Genomic DNA, 19670 nt, shown 5'->3' with positions numbered 1-19670 from the left:
GTCGAGGCCAGCCGAGATGAAGCACCCAGGCCCGCTCTCCGCCGTGCGCGTCGTCGACCTCACGGCGATGGTCATGGGCCCCTACTGCACGCAGATCATGGCCGACATGGGCGCGGACGTGATCAAGGTCGAGCCGCCCGCCGGCGACAGCACGCGCTACATCTCCGCCGGGCCGGAGCCGGGCATGGGCGGCGTCTTCGTCAACGTGAACCGGGGCAAGCGCAGCGTCGCGCTGGACCTCCGCTCGGACGAGGGCGCGCGGGCGCTGCGCGAGCTCGTCCGGGACGCCGACGTGTTCGTCCACTCGATGCGCGCGAAGGCGGTGGCCGCCCTCGGGTTCGGCTATGCGGACGTCGCCGCCCTCAACCCGTCGATCGTCTACACCAACTGCTACGGCTACGGCCGCCGCGGCCCGGACGCCGACCTCACCGCCTACGACGACACGATCCAGGCGGAGTGCGGCCTGCCGTCGGCGCAGGAGCAGCTCACGGGCGAGGCCGGCTACGTCGCCACGATCCTCGCCGACAAGGTCGCCGGGCTGACCGCCCTGTACGCCACGCTGATGGCGCTGTTCCACCGGGAGCGGACGGGCGAGGGCCAGGAGGTCGAGGTCGGCATGTTCGAGACCATGGCCTCGTTCATGCTGGTCGAGCACGCCAACGGCGCGATGTTCAGCCCGCCGCTCGGCAACGCGGTGTACCCGCGCGCGGTGGCGCCCGGCCGCCGCCCGTACCGCACCAAGGACGGCCGCATCGCCGCGCTTGTCTACAACGACAAGCAGTGGGCGGCGTTCGTCGGCGCGGTGAAGCCCGCCTGGGCGGACGAGCGCTTCGCCACGCTGGAGCAACGCGCGCGCCAGATCGGCACCGTGTACGCCCTGCTGGGCGAGACGTTCCTGACGCGGACGACGCGGGACTGGCTCGGCCTGCTGCGCTCGCTCGACATCCCGGCCGCGCCGGTCCGCACGCTCGACGAGCTCTTCGACAACCCGCACCTCACCGAGGCGGGGTTCTTCGAGACCGTGGACACCCCGAACGGCCCGGTGCGCTTCCCCGGCCCGCCGACCTGGTTCTCGCGCACCCCCGGCCGCGTCGCCGGGCCCGCGCCGAGGCTCGGCGCCCACACCCGCGAGGTCATGGACGAGCTCGGCCTCGACGCGGAAGGACACGCCTGATGGAGCAGTCCGAAGACCGGCCGAGCATCCGGGCGCGCTCCTGGCTGTTCGCGCCCGGCGACAGCGAGAAGAAGATGGGCAAGGCCGCCGCGGGGGCGGCCGACGTCGTGATCCTCGATCTGGAGGACGCGGTGGCCGAGGAGGCCAAACCGGCGGCCAGGGCACTCGTCGCCGGCTTCCTCGCGTCCCGGCCCCCGCAGGAGAGGGATCGGCTGTGGGTGCGGATCAACCCGCTGGACGGCCCGCACGCGCTCGCGGACCTGGCCGCCGTGGTCCCCGGGCGTCCGGGCGGCGTCATGCTGCCCAAGGCGCGCGGCCGAGCCGACGTGGAGGTGCTCGACCACTACCTCTCGGCGCTGGAGGTGTCGGCCGGTGCGGAGCGTCGCTCGACGAAGGTCATCGCCCTCGTGACCGAGACGGCCGAGGCGATGTTCACGACGGGCACCTACACGGGCGCTCCCCGGCTGGTCGCGATGACCTGGGGCGCCGAGGACCTCGCCGACGCCGTCGGCGCCGCCGACAACCGCGGGCCGGGCGGGGGCTACGGCTTCACCTACGAGCTGGCCCGGAGCCTGTGCCTGCTGGGGGCCGCCGCCGCGGGCGTCGCGCCGATCGAGACCATCCAGGGCGACTACCGCGACCTGGAGGGGCTCCGCGGGCGGGCCGAGAAGGTGCGCCGCGACGGCTACCGCGGGATGCTCGCCATCCACCCCGCCCAGGTCGACGTCATCAACGCCGCGTTCACGCCCACGCCGGAGGAGCTGGCCGCCGCGCAGGAGATCGTCGACCTGTTCGCCGCGCATCCCGGCGCCGGGACGCTCGGCCACCGGGGCGCCATGCTCGACCGCCCGCACCTCGCCCGCGCGCGGGCGCTGCTCGCCGCCGGAGGGCGCGCGTGACGGCCGGTCCCCGGGCGGTCGCCGAGGCGGACGGCCTGGACCTGGCCCGCGTCCTGCGCCCCGGCGACCGCATCGTCATCGGGCAGGCGTGCGGCGAGCCGACGACGCTGGTCGAGGCCCTCATCGAGCAGGGCGCCGGCATCGGCGGGCTGTCGGCGTTCATCGCCACGAGCTTCTCCGGCCTGTTCACGCCGGCGGCGGCGGACGCCTTCGCGCCGTCCAGCATGGGCGCGATCGGCGCGCTGCGCCCGCTCGCCCGGGCGGGCGTGCTCGGGATCGTCCCCTGCCATGTCGGCCAGGTCGGGCCGCTGATCGAGGCGGGGACCCTCGGGTGCGACGTCGCGTTCGTCCAGGTGAGCCCCGCCGACGCGAACGGCGACCACAGCCTCGGCCTCATCAGCGACCACGTGGGCGCCGCCGTGGCCGCGGCCCGCGCGGTCGTCGCCGAGGTCAACGACCAGGTCCCGGTCACCTGCGGCGAGACGATCCCCGGGAGCGCGATCGACCTGGCCGTCCGCGTGTCGCGCCCGCCGGTCGAGGTGCCGCCCGCCGCGATCGGCCCGGTGGACGAGGCCATCGCCGGGCACGCCGCCGCCTACGTCGAGGACGGCTCGGTGATCCAGACGGGGGTCGGCGCCGTCCCCGACGCCCTGCTCCGGCTGCTGCGGGACCGCCGGGACCTCGGCGCGCACTCGGGCATGCTCGGCGACGGCCTGGTCGACCTCGTCGAGGCGGGCGTCGTGACGAACGCCCGCAAGGCCATCGACCGTGGCGTGTCGGTCACCGGCGCGCTGATCGGCAGCAGGCGCCTCTACGCGTTCGCCGACCGCAACCCCGCGGTCCGCATGCGCCCCGCCTCCTACACCCACGACGCCGCGGTCCTCGCCCGGCTCGACCGCCTCGTCACGATCAACTCGGCGGTGGAGGTCGATCTGACCGGCCAGGTGAACGCCGAGCAGAGCGGCGCCGCCTACCTCGGCGGCACCGGCGGCCAGGTCGACTTCGTCCGGGCGGGCGCGCGCTCGCCCGGCGGGCACGCGATCATCGCGCTGCCGGCCACCGCCCGCGGCGGCGCGGTCAGCCGGATCACCGCGGGCCTGTCCGGTCCCGTCACCACCGCGCGCAGCGAGGTGGACGTGGTCGTCACCGAGTTCGGCGCGGCGGAGCTGCGGGGCCGGACGCTCGCCGAGCGCGCCCGCCGCCTGGCCGCCGTCGCGCACCCCGCGTTCCAGGACGACCTGGAACGCGAGGCCCGCGCGATCGCCCGGCGCGGCTTCTGACGGTCCCGTCAGCCGGACTCGGGGGCGTGGCCGAGGACGCCCTTGGTCTCCAGGTAGTCCTCGAAGCCGAACTCGCCCCATTCGCGGCCGTTGCCGCTGCGCTTGTAGCCGCCGAACGGGCAGCCGAAGTCGAACGCGTCGTTGATGACGACCCAGCCGGACCGGAGCCGGCGGGCGATCGCGCGGGCCCGGTCCAGGTCCTCGCCCGCCACGTAGGCGGCGAGGCCGTACTCGGTGTCGTTGGCGATCTCGACGGCCTCGTCGAGGTCCCCGTAGCCGAGGATCGTCAGCACCGGCCCGAAGATCTCCTCGCGGGCGACGGTCATGTCGTTGCGGACGCGGGCGAAGACGGTGGGCCGGACGTAGTAGCCGCGCTCCAGGCCGTCCGGCCGGCCGGTACCGCCCGCCACGAGCACCGCGCCCTCGTCGACGCCCCTCTGGATCAGCCCCTGGACCTTCGCGAACTGGGCCGCGGAGACCACCGGGCCGATCGTGAACCCGCCGTTCGGGTCGCCGACCGTCGTGGCCTCGGCGGCCCGGCGGGCCACCTCGGCGGCCTCGTCCATGCGGGCCTCGGGCACGAGCATGCGGGACGGGGCGCTGCACGTCTGGCCCGAGTTGCCCATCATGCTGACGACGCCCTTCTCGACGTTCTCGGCGAACGCGCCGTCGTCCAGGATGATGTTCGGCCCCTTGCCGCCGAGCTCCTGCGTGACCCGCTTGACGGTGGGCGCGGCGTTCCGCGCGACCTCGACGCCCGCGCGGGTCGAGCCGGTGAAGGACACCATGTCCACGCCGGGGTGCGCGGACAGCGGGACGCCCACGCCGGGCCCGTCGCCCTGGACGAGGTTGAACACGCCGGGCGGGACCCCCGCGGCGTCCAGGATCTCGGCGAAGATCTGCCCGGTGAACGGCGACTGCTCCGACGGTTTGAGGACCATGGCGCAACCGGTCGCGAGCGCCGGGAACACCTTGACGGCGATCTGGTTCAGCGGCCAGTTCCACGGCGTGATCAGGCCGCAGACGCCGATCGGCTCGCGGACGATCAGCGTGGCGCCGCGCCGCTCCTCGAACCGGAAGTCCCGCAGCACCTCGATGGCCTTGCCGAGGTGCCCGGCGCCGAGGCCGACCTGGAAGCCGCCGGCCAGCTCGGCGGGGGCGCCCATCTCCTCGGTCAGCGCGGCGGCGAGGTCCGGGGATCGCTTCTGGTAGACGTCCAGGATGCTCTGGAGGAGGTCGAGGCGCTCGTCCACGCCGGTCGCGGAGTAGGCGGGGAAGGCGGCGCGGGCGGCGGCGACGGCGCGGTCCACGTCGGCGGCCGAGCCGGCGGCCACGCGGCCGCAGACCTCCTCGGTCGCGGGGTTCACGACGTCCATGGTCCGCGGCACCGCCGGGGCCGCCCATCCGCCGCCGATGTAGAACGCCGGGTACTCCCTCATGGCCCGTCCTTCCTGCTCCACTGCCGGTCTCACTGCATCCCCTCCGCGTACCAGGTGCGGAACTCGGCGTAGCTCGGCATCTCCTCGGAGTTCGCCTTCGGGTCGACCGCCACGTGGACGACGCCGGGCCTGCCGCTGGCGTACGCGCGCTTGATCGCCGGGGCGATGTCCTCGTCGCGCTCGACGTACTCGCCGTGGCAGCCGAAGCCCTCGGCGACCCTGTCGAGGCGCGTCTCCCGGCTCCAGTGGACGCCGGTCTCCCGCGACCCCTGGCCGAAGGTGCGCTTGTAGACGCCGACCTCCAGGCCCCACGCGTAGTCGACGGCCACGACGCAGACGAGCGGCAGGCCGAGGCGCGCGGCCGTCTCCAGCTCGGCGATGTGGAACTGGAAGGACGAGTCCCCGGTGATCAGCATCACCGGGCGGGTCCGGCCCTGCGCGACCGAGGCGCCGACCGCGTAGGGCAGCCCGGTGCCGAGGTGCCCGAAGTTCTGGTTCCACAGGACGTCGTGCGGTCTGGCCTGCGAGTACGTCCACCCGAAGATCGTCGTGGCGCCGCCGTCGCGGACCATGATCCCGTCGGCGGGGAACGCCCTGGTGGCCTCCACGATCAGCCGGGCGGGATGCACGGGCGACAGGCCGGACGGGGCCGACGCCGCCAGCTCGGCGAGCCGCGCCGCGTCCCGCTCGATCCAGCCCGCCAGCTCCGGGGACGGCTCGCGCGGCGTGCCTCTCAGCGCCTCGGTGAGCTGCGGGACGACCGCGCGCAGGTCGCCCACCAGCGGGATGTGAACGGGGCGGTTGACGCCGATCGCTTCGGGGTCCTGCTCGACGAGGATCCAGGTGCGGTTCGCCTCGTTCTCGGCCCAGTGGCGTCCGCGCCCGTAGTGGACGGGCTCGCCGAGCTCCGTCCCGATGGCGAGGCACAGGTCGGATCCGACGACCGCCTCGACCGCCGAGGGCGAGAAGCCGTAGGGGAAGGTGCGGTCTTCGAGCCCCTCGATGTAGGAGGTGCCGCCGGACGTCTGGACGACGGGGCACGCCATCAGCTCGGCGAGCGCCCTGACCTGCGCGGCGGCGCGGGCGGTGTGGACGCCGTGCCCGACGAGCAGGATCGGCCGCTCCGCCGCGCGGACGGCGTCCGCGGCGCGCGCGACCGCGTCCGGCCCGGCGGTCTGCCCGACCAGGCGGTAGGTCCCGGGCGGCGCCGCGGGCGGCACGTCGAGCTCCTCCTGGATCACGTGGGCGGGGTACTCGATGTAGACGGGTCCGGGCGTCCCGGTGAGCGCCTTCCGCAGGCCCTGGCGGATGATCTCGTCGGTCTGGTCGGCGTACTCGATGCTGGCGGCGTACTTGACCGACGGCTCCAGCAGCCCGGACTGCTGGACGAACTGGATGCGGCCGCGGCGGACGCGCTGCTCGGTGATGCGGGCGCGCTGCCCGCCGAGGAACACGACGGGCGAGTTCTCGACCTTGGCGCACATCATCGCGGGGGCGAGGTTGGCGAGCCCGGGGCCGAGCGTCCCGACGCACACCGCCGCCTTGCCGGTCATCCGCGACACGGCCTCGGCCATGAACCCGGCGGACGCCTCGTGGTGCGGGGCGACGACGTTCCAGCCGCGCTCCTCGGCGAGGTGGAACAGGTGGACGAAGTTCGGGTCCGGAATGCCGAAGATCGTGTCGATGCCCTCCGCCTCGAAGAGGTGCAGCACGCGTTCATAGACTCTGACCGGCACGGCGGCCGCTCCCCTCGCCCGTCGCGGGCCCGCCTTCCGCGCGGGCCATCGCGAAGCTTCTGCTGATGTGGTCGTCGTGCGCCGACGGGACGACCGGCAGGATCCACGGGTCGCCCGTGTCGCGGATCGCGGCGATGTCCTCGCCGACCTGCTCGATCGTCCAGGACGGCCGGTGGACGCCCGGGGTCTCGGCGACGAACGCCCGCGCGATCCGCCCGGCGATCGCCACCAGCATCTCGCCGGTGACCGAGCAGGACTCGTGCGCGAGCCAGCCGACGGCGGGCGCGGCCAGGTCCGGGTCCATCGGCGGGTACGCCGAGGTGTCGAGGCCCGCGGCCATCCGCGTGACGGCGGCGGGGACGACGACGTTGCAGGTGACGCCGCAGGCGGCGCCCTCCAGGGCCACCACGTTGGACAGCCCGGTGATCCCGGCCTTCGCGGCGGCGTAGTTCGCGACCCGCCCGTTCCCGTACAGCCCGCCGATCGACGAGGTCAGGACCACGCGGCCGTAGCCCGCGTCGCGCATCGCGGGGAACGCGGGCCGGACGACGTGGAAGGCGCCCCGCAGGTGGACGTCCAGGACGGCGTCGAAGTCCGCGTACGTCATCTCCGCCAGCGGCGCCGGGCGGTGGTTCCCGGCGTTGTGGATCAGGATGTCGATGCGCCCGTACCGGTCGAGGGCCGTCGCGACGATCCTCTGGCCGCCCTCGGGCGTCGCGACGGAGTCGTGGTTGGCGACGGCCTCTCCCCCGGCGGCCTCGATCTCCCGGACGACGCCGTCCGCGGGCCCGGGGTCGGTTCCGTCCCCGCTCATGGCGGCGCCGGGGTCGTTGACGACGACCTTCGCGCCCTTCGCGGCGAGCAGCAGCGCGTAGGCGCGGCCGAGGCCCCGGCCGGCGCCGGTGATGACGGCCGCGCGGCCGTCGAACCTGAGGTCGGGCATGGGGCGGGGTTCCTCTCGTGGCGGACCCGGCCGGTGTCGGGGGCTCACGCGTCCAGCACCAGGCCCTCCAGGTCTCCGGTGTCGCGCCAGGCCTGGAGCACGTCCTCCATGGCGTAGAAGCCGGGCCAGTAGGGCTCCCCCAGATGCGAGCGGATCCTCTGCTCGCCCTCGCTGTTGTAGTAGCCCGGGGTGCACTCCCGCTGGAAGGCGGTGTTGTCGACCGCGGTCTCCCGGACGGTCTGGCACCAGCCCTCCTGCGCCTCGGCGGTCGGCTCCACGGCGGTGGCGCCGCGCGTCCGGGCCTCGGAGACGATGTAGGCGATGTGGGCGGCCTGCTGCTCGAACATCGCCGTGGTGCTCGCGGTGACGCCGCCCTGGATGAAGCCCGTCCAGAACAGGTTCGGGAACCCGTGGCTGGTGAGCCCGTGCAGGGTGCGGTAGCCGCCGGCCCAGTGGTCGTAGAGCGAGAGGCCGTCCCGGCCGGTGAACGGCGCGATGCCGAGGCGCCGGTCGAGGTCGGTGGTGATCTCGAAGCCGCTGGCGAAGACGATGCAGTCGACCTCGTGCTCGTCGCCGCGGGCGATGAGGCCCTTGGCGGTGATGCGCTCGACGCCCTTGGTGCCCGACACGTCCACGAGGGTGACGTTCGGGCGGTTGAAGGCCGGCAGGTAGTCGTCGCTGAAGCCGGGCCGCTTGCACAGGAAGCGGTAGTACGGCTTGAGCGCCTCGGCGGTCACCGGGTCCTCGACGATCGCGTCGATCCGGTCGCGCTGCCGCTGCATGGCCCGGTAGTCCTGGATCTCCCGGAGCTCCATGAACTTCTTCGGGTCGGCCATCGCCGCCCAGCCGTCGGTCGCGTCCAGGTGCGCCTGGAGGTTGCGGCTGACCTCCGTCCAGCCGTCGCAGACCAGGTCGGGCTGGCCCGGCGCGAACGCCTCGAACGCCGCGGTGTGGAAGTTGCGCTGCCGCTCCTTCTGCCAGCCCGGCTTCAGCGTCCGCACCCAATCCGGGTCGGTGCGGCTGTTCCCGCGCCGGTCGATGTAGGACGGGGTCCGCTGGAACACGTACAGGTGCCGGGCGGCGCGGGCCAGGTGCGGGATCACGCCGATGCCGGTCGCGCCCGTCCCGATGATCGCGACCCTCTTGTCGGCGAGCCGGTCCATGCCGCCGGTCATGTCGCCGCCGGTGTAGGCGTAGTCCCAGCGCGCCGAGTGGAACATGTGCCCCTCGAAGTCCCCGATGCCGGGGACGCCCGGAAGCTTCGGCTTGTTGAACGGCCCCTGCGCCATGACGACGAAGCGGGCGCGGAGGTCGTCGCCGCGGTTCGTGCCGATCCGCCAGCGCCGGAGCCCCGCGTCCCACTCCAGCGACTCGACCTTCGTGCTGAGGATCGCGTCGCCGTACAGCCCGAAGTGCCGGCCGATGCGCTGGGCGTGCTCGTAGCACTCCCGCCCGGACGCGTACTTCTCCGTCGGCATGTAGCCGACCTCTTCGAGCAGCGGCAGGTAGCAGTAGCTGTCGGTGTCGACCTGGATGCCGGGGTAGCGGTTCCAGTACCAGACGCCGCCGAAGTCGCCGCCCAGCTCGATGATCCGGCAGTCCGCGACGCCCGCCCGCTTCAGCCGGGCCGCGACGATGAGCCCCGCGAAGCCGCCGCCGAGCACGGCCACGCCGATGTCGGCGGACATCGGCGCGCGGGGGGCGGCGGGCGTGTACGGGTCGGCGTCGTAGTAGTCCTCGAACCCGTCCTCGGTCGCGAGGTACTGGGCCTGCCCCTCGGGGCGGAGCCGCTTGTCCCGCTCGGCCAGGTACTTCACCTTGAGCGCCGCGTGGTCGATCTCGGGCGTCGGCGTCGGTGCGCAGTGCTGCATGCGGTGTCTCCGGTCCGGGGTCTCGGCGCTCGTCAGAGGTCGCGCGGCGCGCCGGTGCCCATGTACGCCGCGAGGTTGCGGTGCAGGTTGACGACGCTGCGCTCGCGGTAGGGGTTGGGCTTCGGGCCGGTGAAGCCGCGCGACTTCATGCCCTTCTGCACGGCGGCCATATTGGAGAAGTCCTGCGGCAGGACGGTGCGCCAGCCGGGGTCGTCCTGCGGCGTGAGGACCCACTCGGTCTGCGGCTCCTCGCCCGGCGGGAACAGCTCGAAGACGGCGGCCTCGAAGACGCACCGGTCCGGGTCGTGCCCGTACGGCCGGAACCGGTAGCAGAGCATGTTGTTCGGCGCGTGCCCGATCTGGAAGTTGGGGAAGATCTGCCACGCCGTGCCCGCCTTCGCCGTGATCTCCGGCGGGACGGCCGGCCAGACCACACCGCGCTCGGCGTCCTTCGCGCGCGCGGTCGCCAGCCAGTGCTGGAGCACCTGCGGCGCCGGGGTCCCCTCGGGCAGGTCCTTGGTCAGTTCCTGGGCGGCCTCGACGAGCGTCCAGGTCGTGTTGGTGTTGGCGTTCTCCCACGTGAAGTTCTGGAGCTCGGCCGTCGAGACGCGCGGGTCGTCGCCGGTGCCGAGCCGCAGCTTGGCCTGGTTCTCGTCCATGTCCTTGGGCGCGTCGTAGCCGATGTTGCTGTGCCTGCCGTGGGACCTGGCCCAGCCCAGGAACCCGCCGAACCTCATGAACTCGGGGTGCGTGTACGGGACGTGGTAGGTCTCCATGAACGCCTCGAAGGCGACCTTCCAGTTGCAGTCGAAGACCAGCCAGCGCCGCCACCGGTAGCGCATGTTCTCCAGTCGGAAGGGGTCGAGCAGGGACGCCGCGGGTTCGAGGTAGTCGCGCAGCGGCTCGCAGTCCGGGTCCATGTTGATCCAGATCCAGCCGCCCCACGTGCCGGCCGCGACCCGCTTCAGCGCGATCCGCTCGTCGGTCAGCCCGCACGGCCAGTCCTCGCGCTCGGGGACGTGGGTGCAGTCGCCGTCGATGCCGTACCGCCAGCCGTGGAAGCCGCAGACGAACTGCCGGCCGCTCCCGCGGGCGTCGTGCGCGCCGGGCGGCGTGTCCACCAGCCGCCGCCCGCGGTGCGAGCAGACGTTGTGGTACGCGCGGAACCGGTCCTTCGCCGTCCGCACCACGATGACCGAGTCGTCCATGATGTCGTAGGTGAGCCAGTCGCCGACCTCGGGCAGCTCCTCGACCCGGGCGGCCTGCTGCCACACCTTCGCCCACAGCCGGTCGCCCTCGGCCCGGGCGTACTCCTCGGAGACGTACGCCTCCACGCCGATCGTCATCGGCTCCGACAGCGCTTCGGCCGGGACGGTCTCCTGGACGTTCGCGAGGGTCTCGCTCATGGCTTTCTCCAACCCGCGGCGCGGCGGTGGTAGCGGTCGGTGGTGGGGTTGCGGTGGTGCGGATGCGGTGGTGGGGTTGCGGTGGTGCGGCGGCGGCGTGCGGTGGTCAGCGCGTGATGGCGGCGCGGAACGCCTCGTCCTTGAGGAACAGGGAGGTGTTGTCGGCGCCGAGATGGGTCCATTTCAGGTTGAGCCCGCCGTCCACGAGGATCGTCTGGCCGGTGATGTAGCTCGACAGCTCCGACAGCAGGAAGAGGATCGCCCCGGCCTGCTCCTCCGGGCGGCCGCGGCGGCCCATGGCGATGGCGCGGCGGTCGCGGTCCGGGTCCTCGTCGACGTAGGCACCCGAGGCCGGGGTCGCGGTCACGCCGGGGGCGACGGCGTTCACGCGAACGCCGTCCAAGGCGAGTTCGACGGCCATCGTGCGGGTCGCCGCCTCGATCGCCGCCTTGGCCGTGCCGTAGGCGATGTGGAACGGCGCCGTGTTCGCGCCGCTGATCGAGGAGATCGAGACGATCGAGCCGGGACGGCCCCGCGCCTTCAGCTCGGCGGCGACGGCCCGGCTCATGAAGAACGCCGTCTCCAGGTTCTGCGCGAACAGGGCGCGCCAGTCCTCCCGGGTGACCCGCGTGGACGGCATCCAGGTCGCGGGGGCGGCGCCGCCCGCGACGTTGACGAGCCCGTACAGGTCGCCCGGGGTGCGTCCGGCCTGCTCCAGGACGGCGGCGATGCCCTCGTCGGTGGACGCGTCCGCCGCGACCGGCACGATCGGGAGGCCCTCCTTCACCAGGGGCCCGACATGCTCGTCCAGGTTGGCGCGCGAGCGGCTCACCGCGACCACGGTCGCGCCGGCGCGCGCGGTCAGGCCCGTCACCGCCGTGCCGATGCCGCCGCCTCCCGCGCCCGAGACGATGACGACGCGCCCGTCCAGCCCGAAGAAGTCGTGTGCCATGCCCGCCTCACCCCTCCTCGCGGACCGCCAGGACGCTGCCCTCGGCGTCGGCGGAGACGTAGAGGGCGCCGTCCGGTCCGGCCGCGACGCCCGCGAACAGGCCCTGCGGCCCGGTGAACGGCATCAGCCCCTTGAGCGGTTTGGGCGGCTGCCCGCTCGGATCGCCCACCGGCAGTTCGCGCGCGATCGTCGTCCGGGACGTGCCGTCGAGACCGGCCTCGATCAGCGACCGGGCGCCCGCGTCCACGACCGCGAGCCGCCCGCCGCGGACGGCGATGCCCTGCGGCCGCTCCAGACCGTCCAGGACGGTCTCGGCGGCGGAGCCGGGACCCGAGCCGGAGATCGCGACGACGCGCCCGGCGCCGGACTCGGAGACCAGGCAGGTCCCGTCCGCGGCGAACGCGACGCCCGCCGGCCGGTCCAGCCCGGAGGCGAGCGTCGTCACCTCGCCGCCCCGGACGGACACGACGCGGCCCGCGCCGAGCTCGGCGGCCACGACGTCTCCGCCGGGCGCGACCGCCACGCCGTAGAGCTGGTCGAACGGCTCGGTCCCGCCCGCCAGCACCGCGTGCTCGCCCTTCGCGGGCCACCATCGCGCGATCTGGCCGAGCGAGGTCGTCACCACGAACTCGTCCGCGCCTGCCGAGGCCACCCCGCGGACGTAGCCGGGCCAGCCGGGGCTGAACAGCATGCCGAGGACCCGCGGCCCGCCCCCGCCGGGCGGGAGGGCGTAGAAGTAGGTGCCGTCGGCGACGTACACGGTGCCGTCCGCGCCGGCGGTGAGGTCGAGCGGCCAGGTCATGCCGCCCGGCAGCACCGTCCGGGTCCGGCCGCCGTCCAGGATCTCGGTGATCTGGCCGGTGAAGCCGGACACGAACAGGCGGGCCCCCACGAACGTCAGGTTGTCCAGGCCAGGGGCGATGGTCGCGAGCACGGTCCGCTCACCGCTGCGCGGGTTGATCCGCAGCACCTCACCGGTGCCCACCTGGGTGGAGACGAGGTTGCCCGCGGCGTCGAACTTCACCGCGTCCGGGACGCCCAGGTCGCCCGCGACCCGCTCGGGCTCGCCGCCGTCCGGGTCGATCCGCCAGATGTCGTTGCTGCCGAGCAGCGGGTAGTAGAGCTTGCCGTCCGGCCCGAACGCCATGGCGTTGGGCAGCGGCAGGTCCTCCAGGATCACCCGGGGCGCCCCGCCGCCCGGGTCGAGTTCCAGGAGCCGCCCGCCGATCCGGCATTCGTCGATGAACAGCCTGCCCTGGTGGAAGGTGATGCCGTTCGCGCCGGGCACGTCGTCGCGCAGCACGCGGGTGCGCCCGTCGGCGCCGCGCGCGCTGACACGTCCGTCGTAGTACTCCGTGGCGTAGAGGTCGCCTGTGGCGTCGAAATCGACGTCGTCGGGCGCGACGATGTCGGACCCCTGCGCGCTGACGGTCTCCAGCCGCCCGGTGTCGACGTCGAGCGCGCTGATCTGGCTACCGGCGACCTGGGCCACGTACACGCGGCCGTCCGGACCTGTGCGCAGGCCGTTCGCGCCGAACAGCCGGCTCGGCGGCGTGAGCCGCTCGACGCTCCACCCCCCGGCCGGACGGATCGGCGGAGCGCCCGTGTAGCGCGTCTCCTGCATCAAGGCGGAGTCTCCCAACGCGATGAGGAAGCGCAGGGGAACGCGCGGTGCGCTCCGTCCGTGCGCGACATGGCGGACGACCCGGATTGGTAACGTTACTTTCGTTTCGGAGAATGATGCTTCCATGAAAGGCGAGAAGGCGTCAACCCTCTTCCTTCCAGGCGATTCACTTCCAATATGTCAATGCGCGATTGACATTTCCATTCCGTCAATGGGCTGTTGACACCCCGCCGCCCGTGGCCGATTCTTGCGGTGTGGGACTTCCGGATCTCGACGCGCTCATCGCCGAGGTCGCGCGCACCGCCGGCGGCGGCACCGGCCCGGACCCGGGGCGCCGCGACCCGATCGCCCTGCTGGAGGGCGCCGCCGCGCTCGCCGCGCGGCTCCGCGGGCTGGCCGACGACCTCGTCGACGACCACGTCGAGCAGTGCCGCCTCGACGGCCGCTCCTGGGCCGAGATCGGGACGGTGCTCGGCGTCACCCGCCAGGCCGTCCAGCAGCGCTACGGCGCCCCGCACGGCGGGCACGGCACCACCGCCGGCGACGTCGCGGACGAGATCTGCGCCGCGGTCGCCCACATGCGCGAGGCCGCCGTCCGGCACCGCAACAGCTTCATCGGCACCGAGCACGTCGTGTGCGGGCTGCTGGCCGAGAACAACAGCGCGGTGCGCCTGCTGTCGTCGCTCGACGTCCCGGCCGGCCCGCTGCGGCGCGGGATCCAGGGCTGCCTGACCGTCGGCGCGTCCCAGGCCGTCAAGCGGCTCGCCTGGACGCCCCGCACCCGCCGCGCCATGGCCACCGCGCGCGAGCTGGCCGCCGAGGAGGGGCGCCCGGTGGGCTGCGCGCACCTCCTCCTCGGCGTCGCCGCCCTCGGCCGGGGCCCGGCGGCCGCCGCGCTCGCCGCGCGCGGCGTCACCCGTCCCGCAGCCGCCTGGCGGCCAGCTCCCGCAGATCGCCCGACCTGATCTTCGCGCTGCCGGTCAGCGCGACCTCGTCGTCGCGGAGGAACACCACCCGCCGCGGCACCTTGTAGCTCGCCAGCCGCTCCCGCAGGAACGCCCGGAGCCCCTCCGCGGTGAGGCCCGCGCCCGCGTGCGGGACGACGCAGGCGACGACCACCTCGCCGAGCGTCTCGTGCGGCAGCCCGATCGTCTGCGTCACCTTCACGCCCGGATGGGCGGCGATCGCCTCGTCCACCTCGCGCGGCGACACGTTCGCGCCGCCCGTCTTGACGATGTCGGTCAGCCGGCCCTCCCAGTGGAGGCGGCCCTCCGCGTCGATCCGGCCGCCGTCGCCGGTGTGGAAGAAGCCCTCCGCGTCGAGCGTCTCGTCCAGCGGCGTGCCGAGGTAGCCGAGCATCAGCGTCGGGCCCTTGACGCAGATCTCGCCGGGCTCGCCGCGCGCGGTGACGGCGCCGCTCAGCGGATCGACGACCTTGACGGTCACGCCCGGCAGCGGCACGCCGCTGCTGCCCGCGTGCACCTCCTCCGGTGTGTTCGCGGGATAGCCCGTCGAGATCGTGAACGTCTCGGTGTTGCCGTAGGCGTGCCCCGGCTCGTACCACCGGGACGTCACCGTCGGATGGCGCGCCAGAGCGGTGCCGTGGTCGACGAACCGCAGGCTGCTCAGGTCCGCCTCGTCCCAGTTGGGGGCCGCTTCGAGCTGCGCCCACTGGTGCGGCCAGGCGACCGGGAAGTTCACCCGCTCCGCCTGCATGAGGCCGAGGGCCTCGGCGGCCCCGAACGACCGCTGGAGCACGAGGCTGCCGCCGCTGGACAGCGTCGCGCCGATCCCCATGCCGACGTTGCCCGACCAGAAGAACCCGTTCGCCGTCCAGCAGCGGACGTCGTCCTCCGGGCGGAACCCGTACATCCGCCCGAAGCGCCACAGCTGGACGCAGACGCCGCGGTGGGCGCTCAGGATGCCCTTCGGCCTGCTCGTCGAACCGGAGGAGAAGAACAGCACCGCCGGATCGCTCGGACGGATCGCCGCGGCGGCCGCCTCGACCAGCTCCGGCGGCTCGTCGCGGCCGCTCGCCAGGAACGCGTCCCAGGTCTCGACCGCCCCGCCCGGCTCCCTCCCACCCGGCGGCGGGTCGCCGACCATCGCGAGGCGCCGCAGGAACGGGAAGCGGGCCGTCCGCAGCGCACCGGGCGCCGCCCCGGCGATCCCCGGCTCCAGCGCCGCGAGCGCCTCGGCGAAGTCCCGCTTCGGGACGGTCCGCTCGAACAGCAGCACCGACACGCCGGACGCCTGGAGCAGGTACTCCAGCTCGGGCGGCGTCGAGAACGTGCTGAGCGGCACCGCCACGCCGCCCGCGAGCGACGCGCCGAACACGGCCGCGAGCCACTCCGGACGGTTCGTCATCAGGACGCCCACGCGGCCGCCCTTGTCCAGCCCGCCCGCCCGCAACGCGCGCGCCACCTCGACCGCGCGGTCCCACAGCTCGGCGTAGGTCCAGCGCGTGACCCGGCCGCCGGGCCCGCGCCCGTCCGCGCCGACCTCGCGCCCGTCCGCGCCGTCCTCGCGCAGGACCAGGGCCTCCCGCGTGCTGTACCGCTCCGTCACCTCGCGCAGGAAGCCAGGGAGCGTCAGGGCGCCCAGTCCAGGCTCCTCGTCGAGCGGCGGCCCCGACACCACCGACAGGGACCGTGTCGATGGGGACTGGTTTGACGGGGACCGTGTTGATGAGGACCGTGCGGCTTCGGATGCCATGGCGTCCATGGCCCACCTCCCGCCCGCCTGAACGGCGGCGCGCTAGTACGGCAGCTCGACCTCGGCCGTGCAGTCCACGAGCACGCCGCCGTCCTGGTTGGTCAGGCGCAGCTTCACCTGGACGACCGGCGCGCCCCAGGACGACTCCGCCTGCTTGCCGACGACCTCGCCGTCGAAGTACGTCACGTCGCCCTCGAAGGCCGGCCCCCGGAAGTCGGCCCTGGAGTGCCGCACCAGGCCGTCGTGCCCGGCCCAGTAGGCCAGGTAGTCGGTGCACCAGGCCCCCATCGTGGCGCCGTAGCCGTAGGCGCGCGCCATGCCGACCTCGCTCGCCCGCTCCCCGTCGATGTGGCCGCGCGACGGCCCGACGTAGAGCCCGTCGCGCTTGCGCGGGTCGATCCTGGCGCCCTCCTCGTCGAACGCGAAGTCCGCGCCCCACCCGGGGTCCTGGTTGATCCACGGGTCCTCGACGCCGGGCGGCGCCGTCCAGTGGAACGTCCCCCAGATGTTGAAGAGGAAGGCCCGGTACTCGGTGGTGAAGGTGGCGACGCTGTGCGGGCCGATCACCCGCCGGGGCAGCCGGTCGCCCGCCTTCACCTCCGCGAAGCGCGGCGACGTCCCCGCCCGGTTCGACAGGATCCACGCGTGCCGCGTCTCCGCCACCTCGGCGAGCTCCGCGTCCGTCCACTGCCTGACCGGCGCGAGCCGCGACGCGTACATGCCGCGCCTGCGCGCCTCGGCGGCCAGGTAGCGGATCGCGGTCGACCGCTCGCGCGCCACCAGGACGCCGTGCTGGTTCCGGTGCGCGGTGTCGCCTCGCGAGAACATCGTCGGCCCGGCGAACTTCGTCTCGACCACCTTGTAGTCGTGGAACCGGCGCTCCTGGAACAGCGTGTCCCCGGGCCGCACCGGGCAGCCGTAGAACCACCACTCCTCGCCGCCGAAGATCAGGTGGCTGCCCGGAATGCGGCCCACGCACGCCGGCTGCGCGCCGTGCCCGTAGTCCAGCGCCACCGCGATGGACTGCGGCGCGACGAGGCCGCCGAAACGCGACCCGCGGGCGTACTCCTCGTCCCAGTGCAGCGGGTTCGGGTAGTCCATCGCCATCACCCAGCGGCGGATGTCGGACGAGGCGCACGGGTCCCAGAGCTGCCCGCCGCCGACCGCCCCGCCCACGCGGTGCTCGACGTCGGACAGGTCGAGCTCGGCGGCCTCAGGTCCGTTGGGATCCACGCTCACGTCCGCTCCCCGGTCATCGGTTGACGTCCACGACGATGCGGCCCCGGACCGTCCGTCCCAGGAGCCGGTCGGCGGCCCCGGGCACCTCGCCGAGCGCGACCTCCTCGGCGATCGCGTCGAGCACCGCCGGGGCGAGGTCGCGCGCGAGCCGCCGCCACGCGTCCGCCCGCCGCTCCCGGGGCGCCATGACGCTGTCGACGCCGAGCAGCGCCACCCCGCGCAGGATGAACGGGGCGACCGACGCCGGAAGGTCCATGCCCTGGGCGAGCCCGCACGCGGCGACCGCGCCGCCGTAGCGCGTCCGCGCGCAGACGTTCGCGAGCGTGCGGCTCCCGGCGGTGTCGATCGCGCCCGCCCAGCGTTCCTTCTGGAGCGGCCTGCCGGGCTCCGCCAGCTCGGCGGCGTCCACGACCGTCCCGGCGCCGAGCCCCTTGAGGTAGCCGGCCTCCGCGGGCCGCCCGGTCGCCGCGGCGACCTCGAACCCCGCCCTCGCCAGCAGCGCGACCGCGACGCTGCCGACGCCGCCCGTCGCGCCGGTCACGACGATTTCCCCGTGCTCCGGGCGCACGCCGTGCGCGACCAGGGCGTCCACGCAGAGGGCGGCCGTATAGCCGGCCGTCCCGATCGCCATCGCCTGCCGCGCGCTGAACGCCGCCGGCAGGGGGACGAGCCAGTCCCCCTTGACGCGCGCCTTCTGCGCGAACCCGCCCCAGTGGCTCTCACCGGCGCCCCAGCCGTTGAGCACCGCGCGGTCGCCCTCGTTCCAGTCCGCGTGCGCGCTGTCGGTGACGACCCCGGCCAGGTCGATTCCCGGAACCATCGGAAATCTCCGGACCACCGGGGATTTCCCCGTGACGGCGAGCGCGTCCTTGTAATTCAGCGACGAATACTCGACGTCGAGGGCGACGTCCCCGTCCGGGAGATCGGCCTCGTCGAGACGCGCCAGGCCGATGTTCCGCCCGCCGTCGTCCTGGGTGATGAGAACAGCCGAGAAACCCAATCCGCCCTCCTCGGGGCAAGCCGCCCGAAAAATGTCAATCTCTCATTGACACTCTACGAGAATGTCATTCTCGCCAATGAGCATGAGGCTTGCATAGGAGGTTTCCGGCGTCAACCCCGGCCGCTACCCCTGCCCGCTCCCCAGGTGGACGACCTTCACCGCCGTCATCTCGTCCAGCAGCTCCGGGCCGTAGCCGAACCCCTGGCCGCTCGCGCGGCGCGGCGTCGCGGCACCGCCGGGGGCACCGCCGAACACCGCGTTCACCTTCACGGTCCCGACCGGCAGGGCCCGCCAGGCCCGCTGCGCGCGGGCGAGGTCGCGGGTCAGCACCGTCGCGGCGAGGCCGTAGCGGGAACGGCGCGCGGCGTCCAGCGCCTCGTCGAACGACGCCACGGCACGGACGGGCGCGACCGGGCCGAACGTCTCCTCCGCCATGACGGCCATGTCGTCGGTGCAGCCGGCGAGGACCGTCGCCGGGTAGAAGCTGCCCGGCCCGTCCGGGACGCGCCCGCCCGCCAGCACGCGGGCACCGTCCGCGACGGCCTTCTCCACCTGCTCGTGGACCTGGGCGCGGTGCCGCTCGTCCACCAGCGGCCCGAGCTCAGTCGACGCGTCGGCCCCCGCGCCCATCCGCATCGCCCGGGCCCGCCCGGCCAGCGCGTCCAGGAACGGCGCCGCCACGGCCTCGTGCACGTACACCCGCTCGACGGACGTGCAGATCTGCCCGGCGTTCGCGAAGCAGCCCGTCGCGGCCTGCCCGGCGGCCCACACCGGGTCGACGCCCTCGTCCACGATCAGCGGGTCGGCGCCGCCGTTCTCCAGCAGCGCCCGCGCGCCGGTCCGCGCGGCGAGCCCGGCGATGCGGCGGCCCGCGCGGGTCGAGCCGACGTGCGCGACGACGCCCAGGCCCGGATGCCCGGCGAGCGCCTCACCGGTGCGCCCGTCCCCTGAGACGACGTTGAGGACGCCGTCCGGCAGGGCCCCCGCGAGCAGCTCCACCAGCAGGGCACCGGTGTGCGGGGTGCGCTCCGACGGCTTGTGCACGACGGTGTTCCCGGTGACCGCGGCGGCGCCGATCAGCCCGCAGGCGATCGCGACCGGATCGTTCCACGGCGTGATCACCCCGACCACCCCGCACGGCTCGCGGACCATGAAGTCGGCGGCGCCCCAGCCACCCTGCAGGCTCCGCCCGCCGTGCAGCGGCCCCAGCTCGGCGTACTGGCGCAGCGTCCCGACCCCGGCCTCGACACCGCCGAGCGCGTCCGCCTCCGGCTTGCCCATCTCCGCGGTCACCAGCGCGGCGACGGCGTCGGTGCCGACGTCGGCCACGTCCGCCCAGTACGGCTCGTCCGGGTCGGAGCCGGGCGCACCGGGCACGGTGCCGGAGCCGGC

15 protein-coding genes are annotated in these 19670 nt (G+C 74.0%); 4 read left to right on the top strand and 11 right to left on the bottom strand.

Annotated features, from left to right (window positions below):
- Positions 1-16 precede the first annotated feature (16 nt).
- Genes E1300_RS28130 through E1300_RS28120 form a run of 3 tightly spaced genes read left to right on the top strand, consistent with a single transcriptional unit; the run spans position 17 to position 3353 of the window.
- Positions 17-1174, top strand: a complete 1158-nt coding sequence (locus E1300_RS28130; protein WP_131760099.1) for a CaiB/BaiF CoA transferase family protein — start codon at positions 17-19, stop codon at positions 1172-1174.
- Entirely contained in the window at positions 1174-2073 is a 900-nt protein-coding gene (locus E1300_RS28125; protein WP_131760098.1) for an HpcH/HpaI aldolase/citrate lyase family protein, read from the top strand. Before E1300_RS28130 ends, E1300_RS28125 begins: the two co-directional genes overlap by 1 nt.
- Positions 2070-3353, top strand: coding sequence for an acetyl-CoA hydrolase/transferase family protein (locus E1300_RS28120; protein WP_242619437.1), 1284 nt, complete (start codon positions 2070-2072; stop codon positions 3351-3353). Before E1300_RS28125 ends, E1300_RS28120 begins: the two co-directional genes overlap by 4 nt.
- Before the next feature lie 8 nt (positions 3354-3361).
- On the opposite strand, the gene E1300_RS28115 is transcribed toward E1300_RS28120, so the two are convergent.
- The 7 genes from E1300_RS28115 to E1300_RS28085 all read right to left on the bottom strand — a co-directional run bounded on the left by E1300_RS28115 (position 3362) and on the right by E1300_RS28085 (position 13324).
- Positions 3362-4792 (bottom strand): aldehyde dehydrogenase family protein, encoded by a 1431-nt coding sequence (locus E1300_RS28115; RefSeq protein ID WP_131760097.1) that lies wholly within the window; start codon positions 4790-4792, stop codon positions 3362-3364.
- Positions 4793-4821: 29 nt separating this feature from the next.
- Entirely contained in the window at positions 4822-6528 is a 1707-nt protein-coding gene (locus E1300_RS28110; protein WP_131760096.1) for a thiamine pyrophosphate-binding protein, read from the bottom strand.
- A complete protein-coding gene (locus E1300_RS28105) occupies positions 6509-7471 on the bottom strand; it encodes an SDR family NAD(P)-dependent oxidoreductase (RefSeq protein ID WP_131760095.1) in 963 nt (320 codons plus the stop codon). The genes E1300_RS28110 and E1300_RS28105 overlap by 20 nt, the downstream gene beginning before the upstream one ends.
- 44 nt (positions 7472-7515) lie before the next feature.
- Positions 7516-9342 (bottom strand): flavin-containing monooxygenase, encoded by a 1827-nt coding sequence (locus E1300_RS28100; RefSeq protein ID WP_131760094.1) that lies wholly within the window; start codon positions 9340-9342, stop codon positions 7516-7518.
- Positions 9343-9374: 32 nt separating this feature from the next.
- Complete coding sequence (locus E1300_RS28095) at positions 9375-10748, bottom strand: aromatic ring-hydroxylating oxygenase subunit alpha (RefSeq protein WP_131760093.1); 1374 nt, start codon at positions 10746-10748, stop codon at positions 9375-9377.
- A gap of 106 nt (positions 10749-10854) precedes the next feature.
- Positions 10855-11700 (bottom strand): SDR family NAD(P)-dependent oxidoreductase, encoded by an 846-nt coding sequence (locus tag E1300_RS28090; protein ID WP_131760092.1) that lies wholly within the window; start codon positions 11698-11700, stop codon positions 10855-10857.
- A 7-nt stretch (positions 11701-11707) separates the two neighbouring features.
- Positions 11708-13324: an SMP-30/gluconolactonase/LRE family protein gene (locus tag E1300_RS28085; protein ID WP_131760091.1), complete on the bottom strand. Its 1617-nt coding sequence runs from the start codon at positions 13322-13324 to the stop codon at positions 11708-11710.
- 254 nt (positions 13325-13578) lie between these two features.
- Here E1300_RS28085 and E1300_RS28080 point away from each other — a divergent pair, with 254 nt between their 5' ends.
- The gene (locus E1300_RS28080; protein WP_131760090.1) at positions 13579-14289 is read left to right on the top strand and encodes a Clp protease N-terminal domain-containing protein; all 711 of its coding nucleotides are present in this window, start codon (positions 13579-13581) and stop codon (positions 14287-14289) included.
- Here E1300_RS28080 and E1300_RS28075 read toward each other — a convergent pair.
- From E1300_RS28075 to E1300_RS28060, 4 genes are all read right to left on the bottom strand, one after another.
- On the bottom strand, positions 14237-15964 hold the full coding sequence (locus E1300_RS28075; RefSeq protein WP_207399994.1) for a class I adenylate-forming enzyme family protein: 1728 nt from the start codon (positions 15962-15964) through the stop codon (positions 14237-14239). The genes E1300_RS28080 and E1300_RS28075 overlap by 53 nt on opposite strands.
- A 117-nt stretch (positions 15965-16081) precedes the next feature.
- Positions 16082-17278 (bottom strand): FAS1-like dehydratase domain-containing protein, encoded by a 1197-nt coding sequence (locus tag E1300_RS28070; protein ID WP_207399993.1) that lies wholly within the window; start codon positions 17276-17278, stop codon positions 16082-16084.
- Between the two features lie 13 nt (positions 17279-17291).
- Positions 17292-18278, bottom strand: a complete 987-nt coding sequence (gene acuI, locus E1300_RS28065) for an acrylyl-CoA reductase (NADPH) (protein WP_131760088.1) — start codon at positions 18276-18278, stop codon at positions 17292-17294.
- Positions 18279-18401: 123 nt separating this feature from the next.
- On the bottom strand, positions 18402-19670 hold a 1269-nt coding region (locus E1300_RS28060), incomplete at its 5' end, for an aldehyde dehydrogenase family protein (RefSeq protein ID WP_131760087.1).

It is taken from the genome of Actinomadura fibrosa, assembly GCF_900659615.1.
Lineage (GTDB): Bacteria > Actinomycetota > Actinomycetes > Streptosporangiales > Streptosporangiaceae > Spirillospora > Spirillospora fibrosa.
Note: the sequence above shows the minus strand (reverse complement) of the source record. Positions and strands in the feature narration are given on the sequence as shown.